Source organism: Desulfobacula sp. (assembly GCF_030145145.1).
Classification (GTDB): Bacteria; Desulfobacterota; Desulfobacteria; order Desulfobacterales; family Desulfobacteraceae; genus Desulfobacula.
In genome coordinates this window covers 140776-159666 of sequence record NZ_JAQYWD010000002.1, presented here as the reverse complement: position 1 = coordinate 159666, position 18891 = coordinate 140776, and the positions used below count along the sequence as shown (strand labels likewise).

The 18891-nt window shown below is 46.3% G+C and carries 6 protein-coding genes; 2 read left to right on the top strand and 4 right to left on the bottom strand.

Features of this window, described 5'->3' with window-relative positions:
• Positions 1 to 19 precede the first annotated feature (19 nt).
• Positions 20 to 1975: a FapA family protein gene (locus Q1Q15_RS01655; protein WP_300455729.1), complete on the top strand. Its 1956-nt coding sequence runs from the start codon at positions 20 to 22 to the stop codon at positions 1973 to 1975.
• Positions 1976 to 1990: 15 nt separating this feature from the next.
• On the opposite strand, the gene Q1Q15_RS01650 is transcribed toward Q1Q15_RS01655, so the two are convergent.
• Both Q1Q15_RS01650 and Q1Q15_RS01645 read right to left on the bottom strand, forming a co-directional pair.
• On the bottom strand, positions 1991 to 2878 hold the full coding sequence (locus tag Q1Q15_RS01650) for an acyltransferase (RefSeq protein ID WP_300455726.1): 888 nt from the start codon (positions 2876 to 2878) through the stop codon (positions 1991 to 1993).
• Positions 2879 to 2886: 8 nt separating this feature from the next.
• Complete coding sequence (locus Q1Q15_RS01645) at positions 2887 to 4371, bottom strand: sigma 54-interacting transcriptional regulator (protein ID WP_300455723.1); 1485 nt, start codon at positions 4369 to 4371, stop codon at positions 2887 to 2889.
• A gap of 247 nt (positions 4372 to 4618) precedes the next feature.
• Here Q1Q15_RS01645 and Q1Q15_RS01640 point away from each other — a divergent pair, with 247 nt between their 5' ends.
• Positions 4619 to 16381, top strand: coding sequence for a type I polyketide synthase (locus Q1Q15_RS01640; RefSeq protein WP_300455720.1), 11763 nt, complete (start codon positions 4619 to 4621; stop codon positions 16379 to 16381).
• Positions 16382 to 17296: 915 nt separating this feature from the next.
• Here Q1Q15_RS01640 and Q1Q15_RS01635 read toward each other — a convergent pair.
• Complete coding sequence (locus Q1Q15_RS01635; RefSeq protein WP_300455718.1) at positions 17297 to 17725, bottom strand: addiction module antidote protein; 429 nt, start codon at positions 17723 to 17725, stop codon at positions 17297 to 17299.
• A 290-nt stretch (positions 17726 to 18015) separates the two neighbouring features.
• On the bottom strand, positions 18016 to 18357 hold the full coding sequence (locus tag Q1Q15_RS01630) for a hypothetical protein (protein WP_300455715.1): 342 nt from the start codon (positions 18355 to 18357) through the stop codon (positions 18016 to 18018).
• Between the last annotated feature and the right edge of the window lie 534 nt (positions 18358 to 18891).

Below are 18891 nucleotides of genomic sequence, written 5' to 3'. Positions count from 1 at the left end.
TTACGAAGAGAGGAGGGCAATGGGAAACGATGGCAAATTACACATTCCCTTAATCGGTATTCTGGCGGTTAAACATGGTCTCATTACCGAGGAAAATCTTCAAACGGGCGTATCCAGGTGTTCCGGTGCAAAGGACCTGACGGGCGATTTAAAAACCTATTTTTTATCCAATGAACTGATTTCCGTTCAAAATATGGAAAGACTTTTCCGGGCTGCAAAAGCCATTGAGTTGCGGAAGAAGGAATTCAAGTTTGGTGCGATTGCGATTCAAAAAGGGCTTATCAATCGAAGTGTTTTAAAGCTGGTCCTGGAAGAACAGAAAAACGATATAATAAACAAAAAAAAATTCCGCCTGATTGGGGATCTGCTGATTGAGGCGGGTATGTTGACCACAAATCAGCGCGATGATATCCTCAGATCACAAAAAAGGCTCCAGGCGGAACCCAATACCAGACCTGAAGAAAAAAACGAATTCCTGAGCCATCCTGAAACCCTTGTCCAGGGGATCAACCTTAAAGTTTCTGAAGATTTCATGGCAGCGTTTTTGATAAAAACAGATGTGTTTGACCCGACCATTACGCCGGCTCAAATAAAGGAAGCCCTGTCAGAAAAAGGGATTGTAAAGGGATTGGTCAAGGATGAACAGATCCAGGGATTTATTTTTTCCACCGGATTTAAAACAAAATATTTCAGGGTTGCAAACGGGGTTCCCCCCGTTAAGGGGAAAGGGGCACGCCTGGAGTTTTTTTTTAATACCGATTACGTGAAAGCCGGCGATCTGACAAAGGCGGAAGGTGTCAGTGGGTTTAAGGAACGGGGTGACATCCCCTATCTTGAGAAAGGGACCGTGCTGGCAGAAAAAATTCCCATGATTGCACCGCGAACCGGGTATACGGTTTTTGGTGAAGAAATTGAAACCACACCGGGAAGGGACATGGTGTTAAAACTTGGAAAAGGAACAACGCTTTCAGAGGACGGATTTAAAGTTCTTTCCACGGTAAGAGGATCCCCGAAATACAGCCTGTCCGGTCAGATCCGTATGGTTGAGTCCTATTTTATTGACGGTGATGGGGATGATGAAACCGGTCATCTTGATTATGATGGGAATGTGCAGATTAATGGACGGATTACATCCGGTTGTAAGGTAACCGGCAATGACATTACTGCCATGGCCCTGGAAGGGGGCCAGATAACGGCAGAGGGAAATGTGACCATTGCCGGCGGTGTTGAGGGTGCCAAGATTTATTCCCGGGGGAATGTCACTGCAGCATTTATCCATAACTCGGAAGTGGTCTGTATGGGGAATGTGATCATTGAACGAGAAATTGTTGATACGGATGTGGACTGTTCCGGGAGCTGCCTGGTTGAAGCGGGAACGCTTATATCGTCAAGAATCACTGCCAAAATGGGGGTTAAAGCCTGTCATATCGGCACTGAGAAGGCCGATCCCTGTGTGATAAAAGTGGGACATGACGTATTTGTAGAAAAAGAATTGGCAAAAAACAGGGCCCGGGTTGATGCGTTGAACGGCCAGATGGGCCGCCATCAGGCAAACAAAGAAAGGTTAACGGCCACTGATCAGGTGCTTCAAAAACAAATCGCAGATCTTTCCCGCCTCAAAAACTTGAAACGAACGGCTCAAAAGGCAGAAGCGTTGCTGGAAGCCTGTTTTGATAAGGGCGAACAAATTGAAGCGAAACTGAAAAAAACAGACAGAGAAATAGACATATTAAAAAAAAGACTCGGGACGTTTCTTGACGAGAAAACCCATCTTATTGCCTGGGCCAGCGATAATCCGGGTAACCCTGTCGTTGTGGTTGCCGGGGCCATTCTGCCGGGAACCCATATTGCTGGTGAACACAGTGAAATGCGGGTGGACCGATTGATACGCCATGCAAAGATCAAGGAAGTGCTGGGTTCTGACGGTGATGGAACACCGGCTGCTGTATACCGGCTGGAGGTGGAAAATCGTTAAAAAAAGGGTGTTTTTTTAAGATTTCAAGGCATTTATTTTTTCATCTTTCTTTTGCCATAGCCTGTTCAGCCATTTGAAAAAATGATCCTTATATTCAGGGTCATTTGAATAATCTCCAATCAGAGAATCGGTTAAGGGGATGACGTCAAAGTCAATGATAATTTTATGAACCCTTCCTGAAATATACTCCCAGAATGTGGGGATTTTATCCGGATACACAATGGTGATATCAATGATGTTATGAAAATAATCGCCCATGGAATTCAAGACAAAGGCGATACCGCCGGCTTTTGGACTCAGGAGATACTTGAAATGATTGTTCTGGGACATTTTTTTTTGGGGCGTGAATCGAGTCCCTTCAACAAAATTTATAATGGAGATGGGGGTGTGTTTAAACTTTTCACAGGCCTTTTTGGTGTTCGCAATATCCTTGCCCTTTAGATGGGGTTTTTCGATTAATTGTTTTTTTGAATACCGTTTCATAAACGGAAAATCCAGTGCCCACCAGGCAAGGCCTAAAAAAGGGACCCAGATCAGTTCCTGTTTTAAGAAAAATTTGAGCATGGGGATTTTTTGGTTCAAGGTTGTCTGCAGCACCAGAATGTCCACCCAGGACTGGTGATTGGACAAAACCAGGTACCATTCTTTTTCTTTTAATTTTTCAAGCCCCCTGATATCCCAGTCTATTTTACAGAACAACTTTGAATTGAATGAATTGATGCCTATCCAGAGGGTGGCAATGGCGATGAGGAGTTTATCAAGAATCACAATAAACGACTGAACCGGTACGATAAATTTGAAAAAAGAAAAGAGAATCAACGGGAGGGTCAGGCAGATGGTGTTCAGTGCATAGAGCACAATCGATAATATGCCTTTGAGGGGATGGGGTAAAAAATAGAGCATAACTTTTTTCAGTCTCGTTTGAAATTCATAATATGTTTTTTTATGGTCCTTCTATCCAGTCCTGTCAGTTTTGCAACCTTTTCATAGGTGCCGAATTTGTCGTACAGGACCTTGCAATAACCGGATATCAGAGAGGAAACCAATATGTTCCGGTTCAAGATCCCCTGGGTCAATTCCTGGGAAAGGGAACCGCTTTCCACCGTATCTGTCTGTTTGCCTTTATAGTCCCGCCGCAATAAAACGCTCCTTACGCATTGTTCAAGTTCCCGGACATTTCCTGGCCATTGATAATGTTTTCCAAGCTGTCGGTCAATAATTCTTTTGACTTTAGACGTTAATTTTTCAGAACGGGTGCCTGTCATCCTCTGAATGGTAAAATCCAGGAGGTCATCCAGTTCAGATGGTTTCTCTTTGATCCGGATGCTAAGGGGGGGCACTTCAATGATATCGGAGCACAGCCGGTAATAGAAATCATCTCTGAAGACCTTGCCGCTGAGGATGTCTTTTTTCGGCCGGTTGGTGGCGGCGATGACCCGACCATTGAATCTTGATGTCTCGTGGGTTCCCACAGGAGAAAAACTTCTTTCCTGAAGGATTCTTAATAGTTTGATCTGCACATGGTTGGGGATTTCACCGATTTCATCCAAAAGAATGGACCCATGGGGACTGCACCGGTCAAACACCCCCTGGTAATCCTCCATTGCGCCTGTGAACGCCCCTTTTGTGTGGCCGAACAATTCAGATTCCAGGAGGGTCTCAGGATACTGGGAAAGGTTCAGGGACGAAAACGCCCGGGTGAAGCTCTGGGTAAAGCATTGCTTTTTTTCATCAAAGGGAATATATCCGCTTCTGCCAATGGCTTTAGCAGCCGTGCCTTTTCCCGTGCCGGTTTCCCCCAGCAAAAGGGTGGAAAAGTCCTCCATTTTGTTCCATAAAAATTTGCTGTAAAGTTCCATATTGTAAGTAAAAACATTGTACCACAAATGTTTTTTAAGCTTTTTCATGCACGGGCTGTCGCCCACCAGGGAGTTGGAAATAAAGTAAAAGGCCCGTCTGAGTTGATAGGAAAGGGCAAAATAGTGGGAGATACGCTTGTCGTCAAACCCCTTTGCCTGGAGCATGTGGATGGCTTTTGGGGCAAAGGGAACCTTGATTAATGTGTCTTCAGCCTTGATTTGATCCTTGATCAGCTGATCAAAATCATCCCTGAATTTGTGAAAGATATCAAAGAGGAAGACAATGGTGATGATGTCCCTGTCCTGTCCATGAAAGGCATTGATATTGGCGCGGCCCTGGTGTTCAAGCTTTTTTATCCGGAGATTCACTTCATTGATGCACTGGTCAATGCTTTCCCGCCGGGAAGCCGAAGGGAAAAGGCCGGCAATTTTAAGGTCCAGTGTTTCTCTTAACTCACTGAAGGGATTGGCAAACGCGGCATTATAAACGGTTTTGAAAAACGGGTACTCTTCGGAATTGAGCGTGGCTGGTTTCATTTTTTTTCCCATCCGATAACAAATCTAATCATGTACAATTTTGTACAAGGAGTATGCATAAAATGCAAGAAAAAAATCAGTATGAGAGGACTTAAAATCCGGATCATATTAAAAAATAGACATAATTTTGAATAGTTACGAAATTCTAACCCTTTTGGCACGATACTTGATAGATATAAGCGGATAACGTGAATTTCCATGGTTGTGCTGTGGAAATAAAACATAAACAAATGATGGAGAAACACTTATGATTAGAAGAATACTCAACTCAAGACTGCCTTTAATGGTTTATACGCCGGTGAAGGTATTTGATGTAAAGTATTTTAACGATATTTACAACGCTGGCGCTCTTCCGGTATTTGATACGGAATTCATATCCCCCGACGACATCCTTCAAAAGGCCAGGTTGCTCGCCAGAGAAACATTCAGTTTTGGTATTCGACTATCAACCCATGATACAGCCCTTGTCGAGAAAATAAAGCAATTGCAGATGATGAACCTTGATCTATTGATTTTTCCCCTTTCAAAAGAGGACTCACCTGCCGATGTCAGCAATTTTGCCGATACTAAAATTGTTCTTGAGATCAAAGATATCAATATCAATGACCGGATAAAAGAGGCTTCCCCCCATGCCTTGATCCTGAAAGGCAACGAAGCCGGTGGAAAGGTATCAAGATATTCCTCTTTTATCCTGATGCAATGGTACTTGGAAAACAGTGACCTTCCGTTGTTCATCCACGGGGGAGTCGGCAAATATACGGCGACTGGTATGTTTGCAGCCGGTGTGTCAGGTCTTGTCATGGACAGTCAGTTCCTCATGACAGATGAAGCGCCGGTATCGGATAATTTTAAAAAACTCCTGGCCATGGTGGATGAAAGTGATTCCACAGAGATTTCCTATAATAACAGGGATATCTACCGGGTGTTTGCAAAACTGGGGACGAAGATCGTTAAAGACCTGAAACTTGAGGCCGTTGAATTTGGTGATGATCCCCAAGGAAAACAAGCGGTGTATCAGTCCATTGCCGATCATATGACCGCCTTTGACAGGGACGATGTCCCGTTTATTCAGTCGCTCTTTTATCTGGGTCAGGATGGGATGTTTGCAAAGGATTTTGTAAAAGACTCGACCTGCCTGGGGGATATTATCGCCGGTTTATTCAAAACCATTGGTGAAAATTTAAATGATATTGACACATTTGATCCGGTAAAACCGGACTCTGCCTTTGCCCGGGACCAGGGAACCCGATTCCCTTTGATTCAGGGACCCATGGCCAATATATCCGATAATGCTGATTTCGCGAAAAAGGTTTTTGAACAGGGGGCCTTGCCGTTTTTTGCAGTGGGAAGCCTTCCTGAAAATCTGGCCGATGCCATGTTAAAAAAAGGGGCCCAGGAACTGGAAATTTTCGGGGCAGGGCTTGTGGGCATTGAAGCCTTTAATCCCATGGTGGAAAAACACCTGGACATGGTAAAAAAATATAAAATCCCCTATGCCCTTTTTGCCGGCGGGATGCCTTCCCAGGCCGCAGATCTTGAGCGGGCAGGGACCAAAACCTATCTGCATACGCCATCGGTATCCATGATGGAAAATGCCCTGAAGAGCGGTTGCAAACGGTTTATCTTTGAAGGCGGGGAAGCCGGTGGCCATGTGGGCACGCTTTCCAGCATGGTGTTGTGGGAGGCGGCCATTGCCAGCTTAATCAATAAAAAGTATGACCTGTCAGATATCTACCTGGTCTTTGCCGGGGGGATTTCCACCTGTTTTGCCTCGTTTTTTATCTCAGGACTGACCGCTTTCCTGGCCGCAAAAGGGGCCAAAATTGGGTTGCAGGTGGGAACCGTTTATCTGTTTACCGATGAAATCGTGGACACCCAATGTATGACATCTCAATACCGGGACATTATTATCCAGGAAAATGAGACCATGGTGATCGGCAAAAGTTTGGGATTGGCATCCCGGACCGCGCCCACCGAGTTTGCCAGGATGATGCTTGAAACTGAAGCTGAAATGATGAAAAACAAGGAAACGCTTGAGAACAGAAAACGAGCCTTTGAAAAGAAAAATATCGGCTCCCTGCTCATCGGGGCCAAAGGATTTCTCCCGGATTTTAAAAACCCGGGACCCGAGCATTACACCTGGTTTGAAGATGAAGAACACAAGGAAAAGGGAAATTTCCTGGTGGGGGACAGTCTGGCTTTTTTTGACCGGTCTGTTACCATACAACAGATCCATGACAAATATTTTGAAGCCAAATCAATCCTTTATAAAAATCTTAATTTCCTTGAGATTTTTTCAAGCTCGAAAAACAAAATTAATGATGAAATTGCCGTGGTGGGCATGGGCTGTACACTTCCGGATGCCGATGATCCGGACCGGTTGTGGGAAAATATTCTGGATAAACGCTATTCCATCAGCCCCATGCCAAAATCGAGATTTGATCATGATCTGTATTATGACCCTGACAGGAGTGCAGAGGATAAGACCTACACCACCCTTTCAGGTCATGTGGATCAGTTTGAGTTTGACTGGGAACGGTTCGGGTATGCCCAGGGCAAGGAAAAAAGACTTTCCCGGAGCCAGAAAATGGTGTTACAGACCGCCTACAAAGCCGTTGAAAATGCCGGACTCTTAGGGGAAAATGATCACCTGATCTGTGATGATCCGTCAAGAACAGCGGTGATTATTGCCACCTGCCTTTCCAATGAACTGGGCAATGACATTCAGCTCAAGTACTGGTATCCGCAACTGGTTTCCATGATGGAAAAAACAGATGAATATCAGACCTTGAGTGATGAAGAACAAGCCACCGTCAAACAGGTCCTGCTGGAAGGTCTGGAAGGTGAAAATCCCGGATATGATCCGGTACATGGTATCCTGCTGAACATTGAAGCCTCAAGGATTGCCCGCCATTTGGGTGTGAGGGGGGCAAATTACATTGTTGATGCAGCCTGTGCGTCTTCAGTGACAGCCCTTGACGCGGCCACTGACGAACTTTTGTCCGGTGAACATGATCAGGTCATTGTGGGGGGGGTCAATACCCACCTGGCACCGGAATCCTTTATCGGGTTTGCAAAAATGGGGACCTTGTCGGCAACCGGTTCATACCCGTTTGATCAGCGGGCGGACGGGTTTATCCTGGGGGAGGGATCCGTTGTTTTTGTATTAAAAAGAATGAAAGATGCCATCAGGGATAAGAACCGTATCCTGGGGGTCATCAATGCCATTGGGTCAAGTTCCGACGGCAAGGGCAAAGCCATTGCCGCACCCAATCCCACAGGTCAGGTATTAAGTGTCCAGCGCTGTTTTGAAAATATCCGGCCCGACATCCGTCCTGAAGATATCGGATTTATTGAAGCCCATGGCACCGCCACCACCATTGGTGATCAGGCAGAACTGGAGACCTTGAATTTAATCTATAAAAATGCCTCGGCCGGCATCTCTTCCATCAAATCCCAGATCGGACATCTGTTAGGGTGTGCCGGATCAGCAGGATTATTAAAGGCATTATTGACGGTGAAGAAAGGCATACTGCCGCCCAATGGCCAGTTTGAAACCCTTTCGAAAAATCACGATTTAAACGGGTCTTCCCTGTTTATTATAAAAGAGCCAACTCAGTGGACCCAGGAAACCAACACTTCCAGGAAAGCGGCCGTCTCTTCTTACGGGTTTGGCGGTATTAATTATCACATTGTGGTTGAGCAGATGACACCGCATTACAGCCCGGTTCCCCGGGATATTTTTACGGATCCGGCGTATGATTTTAATGATGACCGAATTGTGGTGGCAGGTCTCGGGGTGTTTCTTCCCGGGGCAAAAAACACAAAAGAGTTCTGGGAGAAGCTTCAATCCGGAAAAAAACAATTGTCCGGCATTCCGTTGTCTCATTTTGACAATGATGCCTATGCAAAGGCTGATAAAACTTCCCCTTACTGGCTTCCCAAAGTAAACGCCGGTATTGTCAAAGACTATAAATTCAATAACCTGAAATATCGAATGCCCCCCATGATGGTTAAATCCATTGAGAGGGGTCAGCTTTTCGGGCTGGAGGCAGCCAATGAGGCCCTGGAAAGTTCCGGCCTCCTGGCACAACTGAGTGCCGGCAACAAGGTGGGGGTCATCCTGGGGACCATTGCCGGCGAGCGCCAGAGCAAAAATATTATCCGGGTCCGAAAACAATTTATCGGCAATATCATAAAAACGTGTCCAGATATGGATACTGATACGCTCACGCGGCTGTCAGAACAGGTGGTGGCAGCGATCCGGAATACCATACCCGAAAACAATGAAGATACAACCCCCGGGCTGTTGTCCAATATTATTTCCGGCAGGATTACCAATTATTTCGGGTTGAACGGCGCCAATTACGTCATTGATGCATCCTGTGCATCGGCTTCCATTGCCATGCGAAATGCAGCACGGAATTTAAAGCACAAAGATCTTGATTTTGTCCTGGCCGGCGGGGTTGACTGCAACCTGTATCCGGCAGTTCTCATGGCGTTTAAACGCATCGGCCTGCTGTCGGAAGGGGAGTGTAATTTTTATGATTCCCGGGCGGACGGGTATGTTATGGGAGAGGGTGCTGCCATTCATTTGATGACCACCTATAAAAAGGCCAAAGAGTATGATCTGGAGATCCTGGGCGAGATCAACGCGTGTTCCGTGCGCTCAAGCGTACCGGATCATCTGCTGTCCCCTTCGGAACAGACCTTTGTCTCCACCATTAACGAAACCTATTATAAGAGTGGCATCAGGAAACAGGATATCAATCATCTGGACCTGTTTGCATTTTCCAATATTTTTGGAGATATGGTTGAAAAGCAGGTGATTGAAAATTGCTTTGACCATGAGATGCAGTGTGGAAATGTTAAACCCCAGTTTGGATATTTCAAGGCAGCCAATCCGGCAGTGGCCATGGCAAAACTGATGCTCATGAACCAAAACGGGAAAATGCTGCCGGATTTTAATTATAACCCCGACCATTCTACTTTAAATGACAGTAAAATTTTAACCCCTGCCGACCGGATTACGGTCAGGCCCAAAGGACAGTCCTTCCGGTTTGCGGCCAATGTCAACGGGATTGGCGGGAATCACTGTCATATGATCATGAGTACCCTGCCGGCGGTGCTTGACAAAGAAGAACCGGCAATAGATGTTGAATTCCAGGCCGCTGCCGGGGATGATATTGTATTGATCGACCATGCTTACTCTGCGGATGAAAGGGGCAAAAAACTGAGAATGGTGGCCCTGCTGTCCGGCCAGGGTGCCCAGCGAAGCCATATGATGAAAGCGCTGTTTGAACGGGATGCCCACATTCGAACCGTCATGGAAAAAGGCGAAAAGATCTTTGTCGAACAAAGGGGATATTCTCTGCTGGACATGATGTTTGGAACCGATGAGGCCATCAACTCAACACAGAATACCCAACCGGCCGTTTTCCTCTCTTCCGCTGCTATTTACAGCCGGTTGACACAAGAAGGGTTTTCGCCGGATTATTTCATCGGCCACAGCGTGGGAGAATATACCGCGTTGTTCTGCAGCGGCATGCTCTCGTTTGAAGATACCATGCGGTTGATCATCAAACGATCGGACCTCATGTATGATTCCACGGTAAAGGTTTCGGGAAAAATTATGGTGGTATTTAAAAATGAACGGGAGACAGAGCAGATGATCAGAAAATCCTTTGTCGCCAACATTTATATCACCAATAAAAACAGCGAAAAACAGACAGCCGTTTCCGGGACGGCTGAGGCCATTGATAAATTCTGCGCTTTTTTGACGGAACAGCAGGTGTTCTATAAAAAATTAAATCTCACTGGGGCCTTCCATACCCCGCTTTTGCAGGATGCTTCGAATCAGTTGAGGGCCTATCTGGAAACCATTACCTTTAATGACACCCGGTTTGGCAGTATCATTTCCAATACCCATGCAAGACCGTATCCTGAAAGACCGGAAGAGGTCAAAGACCTGCTGGCAAAACAGATTATTTCTCCAGTGGAATTTATAAAATCCATAGAAAATGTATATGTGTCCGGCAGGACCCATTTTATTGAAATCGGTCCGTCCCGGCTGCTGGTAAATCTGTTGAAAAATATCAATATCGGCGAGTATGGCACCGCCGTATCCGTGGATGCAAAGTCAGGAGAGGTAAAGTCCTTTGAAGCGTGCCGAAAATATCTGGCAGACTGCAATAGTATTTTTGAGGCAAAGCCGGTGCCTGTGAGCCCTGCCATGGTGGCACCGGAGACCCGGGAGCTTTTACCCAAGGCATTGCCCAAAATCGAGATGTCCCAGGATTTTGAATCCTTTAAGCAAAATAACCAGCAACTGGTGGACCAGATCCTTTACAAGGAATATCAGCGCCAGAAAAGAGAAAGTGCCATTGATGCCATTGAAAGATATCATTTCAATACCAACAAAATATTGATTTCAGGGGTTTCCGTCGGACTTCCGGGCAAAGCCAGGCGGGTGTTTGCTGCGGATAATTTTGATGCTATTTTAAATGGGGATAATTTTATCGATGCACTGACCGTGGAAGCCCAGGATCGACTGATCGATAAAAATATCACCAAGCTTTACAAACAGCCCGATGGGAATGCCCGGTTTGTCCAGATCACTAAAGCCGAAGATGTTATCCATCTGGCCGGCCAGTTGGGGTATTTTGACCTGACCGATGAATACGGCATCAAGGAACAATACGATATCACCATGGCCATGGGGATTGCCGCGGGAATTGAAGCATTAAAAGATGCCAATATCCCCCTGGTGATGCAGTATAAATCGGTGAAAGACGGAAAGACCATGATTCCCGATGGGTTTGCCCTGCCCCAGGAGATGCAGGAAGAAACAGGGGTGATCATTACCTCCCTGTGGCCCAACGGCGAAACCCTGATGCTGGAACTTGAGAAATATTTTTATGAAAAGTTTTTTCTCAAGCCCTATGAAGAGTTTGAAACCATTTATTATTTTCTCATGGAGAAAATAAAAGACCTGGAAATTAAAGAACAGCTGACAGAATGGTTTTTCAAGTCAAAGTCAAGAAAACGGTCGGAGTTTGAAACCTATAAGTTTGACCGGAATTTCCTGGCCAATGCCTGTCCCCTGGGGTCTGCCCATCTGGCCCAGATTATCAAGGCCAAGGGCCCCAACACCCTTGTCAGTTCAGCCTGTGCCTCCACCACCCTTGCTATTGGCATTGCCGAAGACTGGATCAGGGTTGGCCGATGCAAGAGAGTCCTTGTGGTGGGCGGTGAAAATGCCACGTCCCCGGCCCAGAACCAGTGGGTGGGCTCCGGATTTCTGGCACTGGGCGCCGCCACCATTAAAAAACGGGTGTCAGAAGCGGCCAAACCCTTTGACGAAGACCGGAACGGCACCATCCTGGGGTCCGGTGCCGTGGGCCTTGTCATTGAAAGCGAAACCTGTGCACGGCAAAGGGGGATGAATGGTCAGTGTGAGATCCTTGGCACCCATATCGCCAATTCTGCTTTTCACACCTATAATATTGATGTGCCCCATATGTCCCGGGAGATGAAAAAATTTGTCACAAAAGTGGAAACCCAGAACGACATTCAAAAAGAGGACTATGCAGACAAGCTTTTGTTCATGTCCCATGAAACCTATACCCCGGCCAGGGGTGGTAGCGCTGACGCGGAAGTCACGGCCCTGGAGAGTACCTTTGCCGATCACCTGAACAGCATCTGCATCTCCAATACCAAGGGGTTTACCGGCCATACCCTGGGGGCTGCCATAGAAGATGTGGTGTTGATCAAAGCCCTTCAGAAAAGAAAGGCCCCGCCCATTGCCAACTTGAAAAAAATTCCCGACCATTTCAAGCGCCTCAATTTTTCAGGTCAGGAAAAAATAAATTGTGAATATGGTCTTCATCTGGCAGCTGGATTTGGTTCCCATTTTGCGTTCATGTTTGTTAAACGGGTGGAGGAAAATCGGGTTGACGGCAATGTGAAATACCAAAACTGGTTACAGCACATCACCGGATCTGCAAACCCTGAAATTAAGATCATTGACAATACCCTGTGTGCCGTGGCCGGCGGAGAAGCATTGCCCGCGGTCACCCGGAAAACCGAGCCCCTGGAGATCCCTGCAGTCCCGGTTGTCCCGGCCATGCCATCGGTTGTGCCGGTTGTACCGGAAACTGTGGTACCGGCAGAAACAGCGCCCGTTGAAGCGCATCCCGGGATGTTGGCCGGTGCCGGTGCCCTGGAAACCATCAAAACCATTATTGCCGATCAGACCGGATATGCCGCTGATATGCTGGAAGACGATCTGGATCTTGAAGCGGATCTCGGGATTGATACGGTGAAACAGGTGGAGATTTTTGGAAATATTGCCTCCCGGTTTGGATTTTCCGTACCGGACGATCTGAAACTCCGGGATTTGAATACCATTGCCCGGCTGGGAGCGTATGTTACGACAAGACTGGATATCTCTGCTGCAGAAACCGCAGGGTCGATACCGGATGCGGTTCAACCAGACGTTCAAGCAACACAGAAAGCGACTGTCCCCTCCAATGCCATGGCCATGATCACACAGGTGATCGCCGATCAGACCGGCTATGCCATTGACATGCTGGAAGAGGATCTGGATCTTGAAGCGGATCTCGGGATAGATACGGTCAAGCAGGTGGAAATATTTGGAAAGATTTCCGCTCTGTTTGGGTTTTCCGTACCCGATGATTTAAAACTCCGGGATCTGAATACCATTGCCCGGCTGGAAGAGTATGTTACCACAAGACTGGACATCCATGCTGCAGAAATGGCAGCGTCACCACCGGCAAAGGATGCGGGTCAACCAGACCCCCAACCGGCCCGACCAGGTGTTCCGTCCAATGCCGTGGCCATGATCACCCAGGTGATTGCCGATCAGACCGGATACACGGCGGACATGCTGGACGCGGATCTGGATCTTGAAGCCGACCTTGGGATCGATACCGTGAAACAGGTGGAAATTTTTGCTAAGATCTCCGCCCATTTTGGGTTTTCCGTACCCGATGATTTAAAACTCCGGGACCTGAATACCATTGCCCGACTGGGTGAGTATGTCCAGTCCAGGGTCGGTGGATCCCATGAGACACCCCCCCCGGCCGAACCACTGGAAACGGTCTCTGTGCCGGTTGATGCGCCGGCCCAGGACGAGGATGTTATCGCCATGGTTAAATCGGTGATTGCCGCCCAGACCGGATACACGGTTGACATGCTGGAAGAGGGCCTGGATCTTGAAGCAGACCTTGGAATAGACACCGTGAAACAGGTGGAAATTTTTGCCAAGGTTTCCTCTCATTTTGGGTTTTCCGTGCCGGATGACCTGAAACTTCGGGAATTGAACACCATTGCCAAATTGTCGGATTATATTAAGACCCGGGCAGGTGCAGCACCTGCACCCCAGACAGCCCCGAAGGCTGCCCAGGCAAGCCAGGCGCTTTCCCGGGCAACGGACAGGGTCATGTTGCCAAATGCGACCAATGAGTTTCCCGATCCAACATCCCCGATTAAGCGATTGATTGTGAGAGCCAGGGAATCCCAGGTCCTGGAATTGTCCAAAAAGGATTTTAAGGGGAAAAAAATCATTGTCTCCCTTGACAGCCATGGGTTTGCCAAGGCGGTGATCCAGAAAATAAAACAGAAAAACGGTGACGTTATTACCATTGGCAGCAAAGATGCGGATTTTATCTTTGACCTGACGGATGTGAAAGCCACGGAAAAACGGGTGGAAGAGTTTAAAGCAGCCTTCCCCGATATCAACGGGTTTATCCATCTGGCACCCCTTGATTTCTATTTTAATCAAGACCCGGAAGGCAAGATAGATGATGCCCTTAATACCACCATTAAATCTTTTTTTGTGATGATTAAGAGCCTGTTTGAAACCTTTGAACAAAAAGGCACGGTTCTGGGAACCCTTAGCTTTGATTCGGTTGTATTTCCGTACGGGAAAGGTTGCGGTGATATCCATCCCCTGTTTGCCGGTCTTGCAGGTCTTATGAAGACCGCGAACAAGGAATTGCCGGATACCCTGGTCAAGGTGGTGGATTTTTCCTACAAACACCCCAAAAAGAACATCAGTCGGATAACAGATCTTTTTTTGAATGAACTCTTGTCCGAAGATACACGGGTAGAAGTGGGGTACAAGAATAAAAAACGCTATGTCCTTTCCATGAAGCCGTCCATTGCCGATAAAACCCAACAGGTCATTTCTGAGAACGAGACCATGCTGGTGACGGGCGGTGCCGGGGGAATCACCTATGAGATTATAAAACAAGTGGTGGAAAAGTATAAGACCAACCTGATTATCCTGGATATCAATGACATTTACAGCACAGATGCAAAATACCTGGACAAAGCCTCTACCCCGGCAGAACTCATGGCCCTGCTCAGAGAGGATATGCCCGGCGTGAAACCCGTTGAAATTAAACGGGCCCTGGACCGGCTGATGCGGGTTCGGCTGTCCATTGACAACATTGAATATCTTCAGTCACAAGGGGTCAGTGTGGCATACAATTGTGTGGATGTCACCGATGCTGCGGCAGTAAAGGCGGTGGTGGATAAGTATGACAAAATTGATGGCATCTTCCATGCTGCGGGCATGGAGATGAGCCAGTTTATTCCTAAAAAAGAGCTCTGGTCCTTTGAATTGGTGGTGGATGTCAAGGTCAAAGGCATGACAAATCTTCTCCAGGCCTTTAAAGACCGGACGTACAAATACTTTTTTACGTTTTCATCGGTTACGGCCCGTTTTGGAAACGAAGGCCAGGTGGATTATACCTCGGCCAATGATTTCCTTGGGAAGACCTTATTCCGCCAGAAACAGCTGCACCCGGAAAGAACCTATAAGGTGTATGCCTGGACCGCCTGGGGCGGGGTGGGTATGGCAACCAATCCAACCGTAAAGCGGGTGCTGGAGGAAAGGGGCATCCAGTTTCTGCCCATGGAACAAGGGGTCAAGTTTTTCATGGCCGATCTTTTAGATAAAACAGAGTCTGAAATGGTATTTTCCGGCCTTGATTATTCTTTTGACAGGGATGGCCTTCTGGGCGACCCGGAAGATGTGCCGTTTCCGTTTCTGGATACCCCGGTGGAAAAAACCGCTACCGGCATGACGTATTCCCGGGTGCTGGATATTGAAAGGGACCTTTTCCTTCATGATCACACCATGGACGATGTGCCGCTGTTCCTTGGTGCCACAGGGATTGAAACCATGGCAGAGGTGGCAAGATCTCTGTCCGACGATAAACCGCATCTTGTTGAATTAACCGACCTTCATATTCCTTACGGAATCAAGCTCTTAAAAGGGCGGCCCAAAGAACTCCTGATTTCAGGTAACCGGTCGTCAGAGGGACTGTTCAATTGTCGGATCACCTCTTTGTTCAAAAATCCTAAAGGACTTGTCCTGGGGGACCCGAAACTGCATTATGAAGGCACCTGCCGGTTTGCGGAAAAGCCGTTAAAGGCCAAAAAGATCAAACTGCCGCCATTTAGTCCTGTCGCCTGGAAAGGAGAGTTTGAGACCCTGGTATACAACCCCAAGCGATTGTTCATGTTTGGCCTTTTCAACACCATCACGGACATCAATTCTTTTGATGGGAATACATTGATTACAACAGTGGCGGACAATAGTCTGAAAGAATTTTTCAAGGGGGTGAAAAATCCCCATTTTGTGACGTCCCCCATACTGGTGGATGCCATGTTCCAGACCGGTGGTCTGCTTGAGTTCTTTACCTCTTCAAGAACAGTCCTGCCGTATAAAATAAAGTCCTTTAAAGTTTACAGGGAGGTTGAACGACAGACGAAATACTTTTGTATCACCGAAAAGATGACGTCGGGTGAGGAAACCAACACCTATGACCTGAAACTGGTGGATAAAAACGGCAACCTGTTCGTTGCGGTGGACAGCTTTGAAATGATCAAGCTCAACCGTCTGGATCCCGCCGACCAGATCATTGACCGGGTTGAGTTTACACGGTTAGATGAAAAACAAGGCGCAACGATCCGTTAAAACCCCTTACACCGCCCCTGCCTGAAAGTCCGGGCCGGGGCGGTTAAAAAATCGCTTTATTCCTCCTGAAGCTGTTTCATCCATCTTGGAATTATTGGCTGGTCTACACGGTAATAACCTGGATTGGGATCACTATTTTTAAGATACTCTCAGTCATAAATATTCTATAACTTCTAAAATAAAAATAGGAAAATTAATATTCAAAATACGTATTTCTTATTTTGAAATGGTTTCTACTAATTTTCAATGAATTCAATGATTAAAAGTTGAATGTCTTAGATACAAAAAGTAAGAAAGATTAGTCTTACCACGCTCAAAGGCAATGTTAGTTTTCAGAAACTGCTCAGACAAATCATCAAATATTCCCATTCCCTTACCTAAAGATGTTGCTATTTCTGTATCGGACAGATCGATATAGATTTCTTTGAAGTGCTTGAATTCTAAATCATACGAAAGCAAGTCCTTTTCTTGTAAGTATCTCAACTTTCTGACTTTAGCTTTAATGGACGGGGTCAGGCTTTTTTTATTGTGCTTTTTATCACTATTTCATAACCAGACGGGTAAAAAGTGCCATAAAGAAAGCCTGACCCCATGTAAAAATGGCCAACCCCGAAAGTTGAGTAATACAGGTTTTTTCTGGTTTTTCTACCACAAAATTCACAGATCGGAAAATTGACAGGAGAACGTTACCAAGACGGTCTGGTAACGTTCTGATCAGATACGATGGGATACAATTGTGGGTGCTGATCATCGTTTCGGCCAATACCCAGGAGGGGTCGAACCACATTCAGATGAAAAAGAGGGGTCAACGGTCCGTTAGAAAATCTCTCACCGCTCCTGCCTGGAAGTCCAGGCCGGGGCGGTGGGTTATATCGGAGAATTCGCCGGAAGAATTGGTCAAGGGAATTTGGCCCTTTATGCGGCGCTTTCTTTTCGCCCAATACTCAATGTAAGCCCCAGGGTATTCAGTAATTTATTCAGGCTTGAAAGATTTGGATTTCCTTTTTCAGACAACATCCGATACATAGTTTCCCGGTTAAGATTTGTTTCCTTGGCGACTTGTGAAATCCCTTTGGCTTTTGCCACATCACGGAGCGCCAACATGAACATTTCCTGGGACCCTTCTTTTAATGCTTCATTCAGGTATTCAGAGGCATATTCAGGGTCCTGTAACCTTTTTAAAAGCCCTTCTTGATAATTTACAGTGGCCATCATTTTTCTCCCTATCCTTACATCCATCTTTGCCCTGGTACGAACATCTTTCAGGGAATCAAACCATTCTCTGAAAGGGTTTGTGCCTTCCCGGGTGATGTATTCTTGTATGAATCTTTCAGTGGTTTTCATTAAACTTAAAGTAGCTTTTAAACTACAAAATGTCAAGACTGATTTTTCTTTCGCCCATTGATGAACGGACGGGGGTCTGTCGATCAAGCATTGACCATTTCTAAAGTTTAAGGTCGATATACAGAACTCGTAATTCCTCTCCATGAGTTGTTATAAAGAGTTGCTTGATGTCGGAGTCCGGGGGATGATTGATTTATTTACCACAGTTTTTTATTTGTGTGGATATATCCTTTGTGACAAATAACCGGCCTGATTTACCCTGGAAAAATATTTTTATATTCAGGTTCAGTTTATCTCCCGGCAGTGGTAAGGAATCGGTGATGACAGGATAGGCTGCCCATCATTGTTTCGATGGCCTGTATGCGGTCCATATCAATCCGTGGGGTTAACTGCAGTGGTTTTGAATCATCCAAGGCCGGCAGTTTGATATCTATGGTTTGATCGTGGATTGTCATAACGGTTACATGCCAGGCATTTCCTGCATCCCGGCTTGCCTGTTTAACGCTCCCGCCCGTGGCACCGACAATGACATACTTGATCCCATCCAGTGCTGCTTCAGATTGATCATAGTGAAAGTGACCTGCGATAACGCTGCGGACCGGATAGTCCTTTAACAGCTGGTGAACTCTCATCCAACCACTTCAGTTATACCATAGGGGCTGATGGGTGAACACGATAATTGCCCGGGCGGTTTTATTCTTTTCCAAGTCCTGCTCAAGCCATTGAAATTGATGGTCTGATATGCGTGCCATGAAAATATTTCCCCAGCGGGGATCAGCATGGAGGGTTTCATGGGAGTATAATGAAATAAAATGAATCTCTTTAAAATCAAAACTCCAATATGCTGTAATGGAAGATTTTGAAATTTGATTTTGTTCCAGCCCATATAATGGAATTTTGAATCTGGGAAGAAAAATAATATGGGTACAACATCTTGTGCCTGGAAGAATTTTTAAAAAGAGACGGCTACACGTTATAAAGCTCAACCGGACCCCAAGGCGGATCACCAAGCACTTCTTATTCCAGTCCTGTCTGTTTTGAGTTCATGGCCAGCGACCATGTATACCATCAGTGCTTAGGAGGAAACCGTATAAAATCAGTAATTTTTTTTGCGCTTTCTTCTTATTAATTTTTTACGGTCGGTCATGGTAACACTCCATTAATTA